The organism is Paenisporosarcina sp. TG20 (assembly GCF_000286315.1).
GTDB lineage: Bacteria > Bacillota > Bacilli > Bacillales_A > Planococcaceae > Paenisporosarcina.
The window spans coordinates 20776-29736 of sequence record NZ_ALJG01000337.1; the positions used below are offsets into that span (position 1 = coordinate 20776).

Consider the following 8961-nt stretch of genomic DNA (forward strand, 5'->3'; position numbering starts at 1 on the left):
AGTTTCACTATTCAGTCAAGTCAATGACGAGGTAATTTTATCCGGAAATAAAAGGTGCCACTCTGATAGCAAGTGGCACCAAATCGCATAATAATAGCTTTTTTAAATTCGTTTCATTCCTTCAAAAAGCAAACTCTATTAAAATAGGTAACGTTAGATGTATGATAGGGATATACGAAGGAGTTGTGTTCGATGAAATGGATGTATTTATTGATGTCAATCGCTGGAGGAGTTGCAATTGGTATACAGGCGGTTGTTAACAGTGGATTAGGGAAAAAGGTAGGTACTATTGAAGCATCTTTTATATCCTTTTTAATAGGAACAATTGCTTTATTTATTACAATGATCATTTTTGGAAAAGGTAATTTTTTCGCTATCAACGAAGTTCCAAAATGGCAGTTGATTGGTGGATTACTTGGAGCTTTTTACGTATTTATCATGATCATGTCAGTTCCTAAAATTGGTGTAATCGCTGCATTTTTTTCAATCATAGCTGGCCAAATTTTGATGTCTGCCATCATTGACCATTTCGGTTTATTCGGCGGCGAAACATATCCTTTAGACATAAAAAAAGGCATCGCAATATTGATGATGTTCGGTTCGATTATTTTATATAATCATAGGTAGGGTAAAAGAGCGTTGCTGGATTACGGTCGACCTAGACAGTAAATCTGATGCATCATTTCTAATTTTCGATAGAGCACAGCCTTGTGACTTCGTCTACAGAAGTTATTCGACCATTTGATATATGTTTTCGCTCGTTCAGCTTGTGTTTCCGCTCACCCATTTCTTGTTTTCGCTCACTCAGCGAATTTCAAGGGTACCATGACTATTATAAGATGAAAGTTTCCAGAGATTGCTATTGATAGCACCCACCATTATTAGCTAAGGAATGAATAAGCCGCGCCTAGTGATTTTGTCACTTAGCTCAGCTTTTTTCTTGCAATCAATCTTGCACGGTCAGTTGTTTTAACTTTGGTGGACTAGAGAATGGACACCTACTTCAAATAGGATAAGCGGCTGAAGATGCAATTTCAGCCGCTATTGGATCTTCTATAGAGTTTGTAGCGGCGAGCTTTAGATCACCACCATTATACAAACAATAATATGACTGATTTTGGCAAAACTATCTCTTTCATAGAGACGGATTTAATCAGATAATTGGCTTTTATTACCTAGATTAGTTAAGTAGACATACACTTTCCATTACACACCATTATCCGACAGTCATAATAGTTATGTATCTACTTGCTTTATGTTTTCGTCCACTCAACTAAGCTTTTCGTCCACTCATCCCTTGTTTTCGTCCACTCAGCTAAGCTTTTCATCCACTCATCTCTTGTTTTCATCCACTCAACTTCGATTTCCGTCCACTCAGCATAATTTCAAGGTTTCCATGACGATTTTAGGCAAGATAAAAGTCATTTTGGCAAAATATTTAAAACAACGTGAGATTTGTTTAAGTGCTCTACATATACTATACAAATACTTTCAAAGATTTCTCCATTCCGAAAAATAGGAGGAATGTGGTTGAATCAACTTGAGGAACTTGGAAAAACAGTGATTTTTATGTACGTAGCTCTTATTGAGAATCATATTTTCTTTTACCGGATCGTGGACTTGTTCCAGACATTTAACGTCCGTTATTGCGTCAGGAAGATTTGAGAAAAAGGTATATTTACCAACTTGCTATGGATTCCCTAATATGAAGACGCCGAACCATGTGACCAAGACTTCTGGTCTGATTCCATCCCTTAACATACTGCTAATTGATTCAAGATCATTCGCTGAATTCGTTAATCCAACCACAGTTCCCTCATCGTCTATCCCAATAAGAATTTTCCCTCCTTGTGTATTAACGAAAGCAATAACTTTTTTTTTAATCCATCTGTAACTTGACTCTTCAATTCCATTGCTCGCTTTCCTTATACATTTCTACACCAACTTTCTACTGTATCGTTTAATCGATTAAATCAAATCATTAAATAAAAATCGATTATAATCGATTAATCAATTAAGATTTTTTAAAAGCTAAGATTTTAATATCATAAGTAGCAGCCGAAGATGTAATTACACACACCTTGTCAATTTCTTTATTTTTTCCGTAATATAGTGTAGATAGAAAATACAATTTTACTCCTTTAGTATATATTTTTATATTCGTCATAAGCTCTCAAATTCCTTTTATTATATGGTGTAGATGTTAGATCAAGCAAATCACCTAATCTTTTTCCAACCCTCGAACGCGGAATGAAAAGAAGCTGCTAAGGTGCAATTTCGTATGCGCAATCCATATTAAGCCATGCACAGTAAGCTAAAGGTTTTATGTTTATTTAATCTGTAAGTTTCCACCAATATTGAGCTGAAGGCAATGGACGGAAAACCTACTCTAATATCCCTAATAAATGAAGAAGCCGAGTCATGTGAACTTTGTCACTTGGCTCAGCTTCTTTCTTATAGGTATACCTTCATGCATCAAATGTTTTAGCTTTGGTTGAACTAGAAAATAGACACAGACTTTAAATAGGACAAGCGGCTGCATCAAATGTTTTAGATTTGGTTGAACTAGAGAATAGACACATACTTTAAATAGGTTAAGCGGCTGAAGATGCAATTTCAGCCGCTATTAGATTTAATATAAGGTTTGTAGCGGCGAGCCTTAGATCACCATCATTATACAAACAATAATGTGACTGATTTTGGCAATACATCTATTTCAGGGAGATGGATTTAATTTAATAAGTGGCTTTAATCACCTAAATTACTTAAGTAGAATCATATAATTCCATTAAATACCATTTATCGTTAGTCATAGCAATCATATATCTACTTGATTTATGTTTTCATCCACTCAAACTTGGTTTTCGTCCATTCATTTCCTGTTTTCGTCCATTCAACTATGCTTTTCATCCACTCATCTCTTGTTTCCATCCACTCACCTTTGATTTTCATCCACTCAGCATAATTTCGAGGTTTCCATGACGAATTCAGGCAAGATAAAAAGTCATTTTGGCATTTACTTTTAACATTTGTTGCATTTTCAATAAAATTATTTACCAACCATTTACGGGATTTACTTAGAACAGCAAGACCACATTACCCTAGCAAAATAATAAGAAAACCCATTGCTGTATAGGCCATCTCAAAAAAGATTAAAAACCCTTCTTTTATTTTAGGAAAGTTAATACTATGTCAATAAATATAGCTATTTTTTAAAAAGCATTAATTTTCACTAAACCTTCATCTTGAAATGCATATTTTATCCCGTAAAAAAACATCAATAAACCAACTATTACAAATCCTAAAAGATATAATTATCGCAAATAACATTCTGGTTCTCCTTCTCAACTTCTTCAGATTTTTTTGGGTCCAATACCTTCTATATTTAAAAGCTCATTCGTAGTTCTAGATCTCTTCTCAAGAGATTCTAACGTATTATTAGTAAAGATGTATTAGGGCTTAGCATTTTTTAGCTCTATTAAGCGTCTAGTTCTAAAAGCTGTTAACTCTAATCTTATTTCTTCACTACTATAATTTTTTTCCATAATACAGGAAAATGACAGGGGTTTTAACATGATTTGTAGAATAGTACTATTGATAGAAAATTAAAAGAATGGAGTGATGAACTAATGTTGAAAAAGTGGGTTTCAGGTTTTGTTGTAATCGCTTTTATCATGTCGCTGTTAACAAGTGTTTCAGCAGCAACTACGACTGGCGGCCTCATATTGGACGAGAGGATTAATTTTGGCGGAATTGAGCGCTCGTTTGATTATTATGTTCCTTCGTCGTATACAGGTGAGCAAGAGGTACCTTTAATGTTGTCTTTTCACGGTTCTGGTAGTTCTAGTCAAGGGCAGCTGCTATTGACTAATTTTAAAGAAGTGGCCGAGAAAGAAGGTTTTATTGTTGTTTTCCCGGATAGTACGGTCATCGATACGGGCGGTAATTTACTTTCACCAGACCAATATAATGATGCATACGATCCAAATTCTAATCTAATTAGAAGATGGAATATTGATTCCCCGGCATTTGACCAAGCTATGCAGAAGCTAAGTACTATTGATGATGTTGGCTTTACTGCAGCATTAATCGACCACTTTGCTGAAAATTTCAATATTGACGAGAGCCGGGTTTATGCAACAGGCATGTCATGGGGCGGGTTTTTCACCAACCATTTGGGTGTTTATCTAAATGACCGCTTAGCTGGTATTGGCGCTGTAACAGGCCAAATGGCGTTAAGTACGCCTCAACCTATGCTAAAAAACGGAATGCCGGTTGTCTATGTCATGGGGGATCAAGATCCGACTGTTCCGCCGACAGGGATTCCAGGACTTACGTATTCGGTGAAGGACGCTATTTCTTACTGGTTAAAAGTAAATAATAAAGCGCGTGAAGGATCGGTAACGTATTTACCGTATGTAGAAAAAATGATCGCTCAACCTTTCGGCTTACCTGCTGTTCTTGACGATACAAAAATTCGTCGTGAAACGTTCAGCAAAGGGAATATTCACAAGCCGCAAGTGATTCTATACACAGTGGAGGGCGGAGGTCATACTTGGCCGGGCGGACCGCAATATTTAGCTGTGAGTATAATTGGGAAAGCAAGCCAGCAAATGAACGCGAGCGAAGTGATTTGGAATGATTTAAAGAAGTATAGTAGATAATAAGAAAAGAATAGATTCATTGAAGACCATGGGGAGAGTTCTTGCGATTTAGAACCAAGGGGACAGGTACTTTGTCCCAGAAGATACACCGTTGTAAATATGAACTGCCCCGTAAATGTTAGACACCAATCTATATTTACGGGGTTTTTTTTATGGCTAAATGCCTTGTATAGGTAGACAGTTCTCCAAAACATGATATTCTCAAATTCAAACACATTTAAAGATTTATGGAATTTGTCAATATAATTCATTAAACCAGCAATCTTCTACTTCTTGTATCTCAAACTGCTCAAAGAGCCATGAAAACCAGTCTTTTTTATTAGTACTATAAAGGGCATGAATATTTATCCGAATATCTAAGTTTGATGAATTTTTATATTGGTCATTTAATTGTTTCACACTCTTTACCTCCATATAGCTTATATCCTTAATTATCCATATACCCGTAATATTAAAATAATAGTTTCACAAATACGATAATGTTCTAGTTAGTTATTCTGTCCCTCTCTCCTTCCACGTAGCGTAAAAACAACGACCACTGAGGATGAAAATAACTGTTGTGAAGTAAAACAAAATCTGATTATGTAAAATAACTTAATAATCCATCAATAGAATTGATTTCAGCATATGGTTTTATTTCGGTATTATTATTGATCATATGAGGATTGAACCATATGCCCTGTATATTTGCATTTTGACAACCATCTATATCCTTTTCTATGTCATCTCCAACGAATAATGCGTCTTCCGGTTGCACATTAAGTCTATTTAATGCTAATTCAAATATTCTTTTGTCAGGCTTACTAAAACCCACTTCTTCAGAAATAATGATTGTATTAAAATAACTATTTAAATTGGTGTTTATTATTTTAGCTATTTGTCTCTGAGTTGAGCCATTTGTTATAATTGCAACTTTGACATGCATCTTTATAGTATTTACGATATTTATAGTATTTTGGTTTATAGAAAAACAATTAGGAAAATTAGTATTCCAAAAATCCTGGATGTCATTGCGTGGCAATCTATATTTTGGTGGATATTCATCAAAGAATGATTCCAAAACTTTTACTTTATCACCATTTCCATAGCTTCTATTATCATATTCTTTGAATTTTTTCAACATTTCATTTTTTGCTGAATGTTTAACATCCTGATAACACTTCTCTAACATAATTAAAAACATTTTATCTACTGCCTTGTCCCTATTAAGTAAGGTATCATCTAAATCAAATAGCATTGCTTTATAGCCACTCAAATAACTTCACATCCTTTCTCATCTTATATAAATAATCCCTAGTTCACATCTTCAAACTAATTTGTAACAACTGATTCCAAAATAATGGTGTCTATCTCTAGAGTATATCCTTAGTAATTAAGACCGTAACTGTATGCTCCATGCCCAACTGGTTACATAACAACGGGAACAGGAAGTAGTCTCTATTTCATTAACTTCCGATTTTGAATTACTAATTCATCATCTTAATCACACACCAGATAGTCCCTAGAATTTAGTAATGTAGTTATTTAATATTTGAAATTCATTTATTGGAAAATCATAATTTCCCCAAGATTCTTTGTACCCTTCTATTCCATGTGTTTTCAATATCTTGCTTACCGTTTTAACCACTTCTTTAATCAGGTCGTCTAATTTACAAACTTCTTTAAATTGTAGTTGATTAATAACTTTATTATCTAAATCCTCATAAGACACAATTGTTATAGAAAGATTCTCACCATCAATACGCTTAAAAATCCAAACTGTTCCTCCAGGCTCTTCCTCCAATTCAAAAGTACTTTTCTTCACAGGATATGGAGAACAGTCGGGGGTAATTATTAATAATGATTGTAATAAGTCATGTAAAGCATCATTTAGGTAGCTTGCTGTGAAATCAAACTTTTTACTGTTTACTTCTATATAACCGCTAGCCCAACCTCGCCCTATCAATTTATATTCAAATTTCATTACATCACATCCTCATCTTCTAATTATAATTGAAAATTATAACTTTATATTTGTCTGACCTGTCCTGTTCAAAGAAGAACAACCTTACATTTTTATAACCGAACCTTTTTGAAAATACATTAAACGGGTTCTAAAGCACATGCATCCTAGATTGACATAACACCCAATTAGGAAGTATTCAACTTATATTCAAAAAGAACCGGTTTCCTTTTAAAGGTAGCTGGTTCTTTGTACAAACATCTGCTAGTTAAGAACCAGAGTGCCTTTTTCTTTTGCGGCAAACGTTATATAAGCATTTAAAGTGTTATTTAAGACATTTTTATTCGGTATGCTTCTTCCAAAATAACTTTTAAATTTTCACCTCTTTTAGAAATAAATGCTGTCCAAAATATTTCACCCATTTTAGCAAGCTGTTCAGGAGTATACTCATTCTTTTCGAATTTACCCCAACAGCCATCTTTAGTTAACTTATCCCAAAACATATAATCTGCAAATTTATTGTTTTCTGAAGGTATATTGGAACCCATAGACTCAAGCTTAACTAGTTCTGGACATAACCACATGCCAGTACAAACAGATAACAAGCCTGCATGTAATTCATTCAAACCTTCCAAGCCGGCTTCTTTTAAAGCTTCTTCCCATGCTAAATGACGAAAAGTGGTTATTAAAATTAAATCTGGATACTTATAGTTAATCTGCTTAACAAAAGATGTTTCCCAATATGCTCCTCCATGACCATTGCAAAGAACAAACTTGGTAAATCCTTGTCTATTTAAATTCACAATTATTTCTTCTAGCATCGCTGTTAATATATTTGGACTGACGGTAATTGTACCTTTATAGTTAGCATGTTCCTCAGATGTGTTAAAAGGAATAGTTGGCAGAACGTAGCCATTTAAGGTCTCTCCAAATGATTCAGCATACATTTGTGCAATCAAAGTATCCAAATGCATTGGGAGGTATGGCCCGAACTGTTCAGTAGCTCCAACAGATAAAATAGCTATGTCTGTACCACTTTCAAGAATCTCTTTTGTAGAATTTTTATAATTTAGCATAAAAGCCCCCATTGAATATTTTTTACATAACCACCTAAATTTCGACAATGGAATGATATTTCCCTTTAATTTAAAATAAACACCTTCGTTGGTTGAAGAAGAAACGGGAAGATCCGCCCGTAAATCCTTGATTCAGTTACTCAAATGTCCGGTTTACGCATACAGCTTAGGTTGACAAAATCATTATCCAAATAGAATAATTTAAAAAGCCGCCATAGGAATTAAATCCCTACGACGGCAGTGTTACTAGTTTTATAAGGTTACTTATCCTCCAACACACGATCTAATTCACTCTGAACTTCATCTCCAACAGCCCCTCGGCTACCGAAAATAGAGAAACTATCATAGTTTAAAATAAGATCTTTTGTCGGTGTTGGAATCGTTGTTTCATTGACTAATAGAATAGGTCCATTATTTTTTGCGGCAAGGACTGATCCAGCTAGTGCATCAGGGAAATTTCGTCCCGTGGCAACATACGCTTTTCCAGTTCCCATTGGCAATTGGGTAATGATTTCTTTGCCTGTGTCGAAACGGGTTGCCCCACCGTATCTCACGGGTTTAGGGAACTGTTTTGCTACATTTTCACTAATGACACCAGTGCTACCAACAAGTATGGTCTTACTTTTGCCAACCATTGCGTTTAGTGTTTCAGCGGGCACTCTATCAGATCTTGTCAATAAGATTGCAATTCCATTTTTAGCTGCGTATGGTGAAATTGATAGAACATCTGGGAAGTTGAATCCATAAGCAATAATTGCTTGTTCAGATGGTAGTCGCTTCGCAATCAAAGCAGCTGTTTCAAAGCGATTTTCGCCTCCGATTCTCTCAACAACCAAGCCCATTTCTTTCAACTGAGTTTCAACATCAAGTGAAATTGCTCCTTTACTTCCAAGGATAATTACTTTCTTCGCATTCAAACGCTTGATTTCAAGTTCCGTAACTTCTACTAGTCTTGTAGGTCTCGTTAATAGAATAGGTGCATCTTCTTTGTATGCTAAAGGACCTCCAGCTAGTGCATCAGGAAAATTAGCTCCAGTAGCAAGAACTACTGTTTCAGAAGAATTCCAGCCTTCTTGAGAAATAGAAACTGCTGTTTCATAGCGATCTTCTCCAGCAATACGATTTGTCACTTCAGGTGGTGCCTCGACAACTGTTATATTTGCTTCAGCACTGACATTACCTGCCGCATCTGTAGCGGTTACCGTTAAAATTTCGTTCACTTTTTGTTTAGGTATCACAACTGAGAATTTACCATCCGTAGTCGTTGTTCCTGTTCCTA

Annotated in this window: 9 protein-coding genes; 2 read left to right on the plus strand and 7 right to left on the minus strand. The window is 35.1% G+C overall.

The window, feature by feature from the left end; genetic code table 11:
* Positions 1-192 precede the first annotated feature (192 nt).
* Positions 193-627, plus strand: a complete 435-nt coding sequence (locus B371_RS0114995; protein ID WP_019415128.1) for a DMT family transporter — start codon at positions 193-195, stop codon at positions 625-627.
* A 1062-nt stretch (positions 628-1689) separates the two neighbouring features.
* Here the strand turns inward: B371_RS0114995 and B371_RS24515 are convergent.
* Together B371_RS24515 and B371_RS24520 are read right to left on the minus strand one after the other, a co-directional pair.
* Complete coding sequence (locus B371_RS24515; RefSeq protein WP_083844991.1) at positions 1690-1929, minus strand: ATP-binding protein; 240 nt, start codon at positions 1927-1929, stop codon at positions 1690-1692.
* A 1424-nt stretch (positions 1930-3353) separates the two neighbouring features.
* Positions 3354-3449 carry a hypothetical protein gene (locus B371_RS24520; protein ID WP_157185215.1) on the minus strand — a complete coding sequence of 32 codons (96 nt, stop codon included), beginning with the start codon at positions 3447-3449 and terminating at the stop codon, positions 3354-3356.
* 180 nt (positions 3450-3629) lie between these two features.
* Here B371_RS24520 and B371_RS0115015 point away from each other — a divergent pair, with 180 nt between their 5' ends.
* Positions 3630-4664, plus strand: coding sequence for a PHB depolymerase family esterase (locus tag B371_RS0115015; protein ID WP_019415132.1), 1035 nt, complete (start codon positions 3630-3632; stop codon positions 4662-4664).
* A gap of 237 nt (positions 4665-4901) precedes the next feature.
* Here the strand turns inward: B371_RS0115015 and B371_RS23595 are convergent, their stop codons facing one another.
* The 5 genes from B371_RS23595 to B371_RS21875 form a co-directional block, all read right to left on the minus strand.
* Positions 4902-5063: a hypothetical protein gene (locus B371_RS23595; protein ID WP_019415133.1), complete on the minus strand. Its 162-nt coding sequence runs from the start codon at positions 5061-5063 to the stop codon at positions 4902-4904.
* A 181-nt stretch (positions 5064-5244) separates the two neighbouring features.
* On the minus strand, positions 5245-5901 hold the full coding sequence (locus tag B371_RS0115025) for an HAD family hydrolase (protein ID WP_026023085.1): 657 nt from the start codon (positions 5899-5901) through the stop codon (positions 5245-5247).
* A 264-nt stretch (positions 5902-6165) separates the two neighbouring features.
* Positions 6166-6627 carry a hypothetical protein gene (locus B371_RS0115030; RefSeq protein WP_019415135.1) on the minus strand — a complete coding sequence of 154 codons (462 nt, stop codon included), beginning with the start codon at positions 6625-6627 and terminating at the stop codon, positions 6166-6168.
* Between the two features lie 308 nt (positions 6628-6935).
* On the minus strand, positions 6936-7682 hold the full coding sequence (locus B371_RS0115035; RefSeq protein ID WP_019415136.1) for a creatininase family protein: 747 nt from the start codon (positions 7680-7682) through the stop codon (positions 6936-6938).
* Positions 7683-7942: 260 nt separating this feature from the next.
* A partial coding sequence (locus B371_RS21875) for a cell wall-binding repeat-containing protein (protein ID WP_019415137.1) occupies positions 7943-8961 on the minus strand: 1019 nt, incomplete at its 5' end.

What these genes read in the sequence shown, in the direction of transcription:
- B371_RS0114995 (WP_019415128.1), top strand. Translation starts at nt 193, where the DNA reads ATGAAATGGATGTATTTATTGATGTCAATCGCTGGAGGAGTTGCAATT.
- B371_RS0115015 (WP_019415132.1), top strand. Translation starts at nt 3,630, where the DNA reads ATGTTGAAAAAGTGGGTTTCAGGTTTTGTTGTAATCGCTTTTATCATG.
- B371_RS0115025 (WP_026023085.1), bottom strand. Translation starts at nt 5,901, where the DNA reads ATGCTATTTGATTTAGATGATACCTTACTTAATAGGGACAAGGCAGTA.
- B371_RS0115030 (WP_019415135.1), bottom strand. Translation starts at nt 6,627, where the DNA reads ATGAAATTTGAATATAAATTGATAGGGCGAGGTTGGGCTAGCGGTTAT.
- B371_RS0115035 (WP_019415136.1), bottom strand. Translation starts at nt 7,682, where the DNA reads ATGCTAAATTATAAAAATTCTACAAAAGAGATTCTTGAAAGTGGTACA.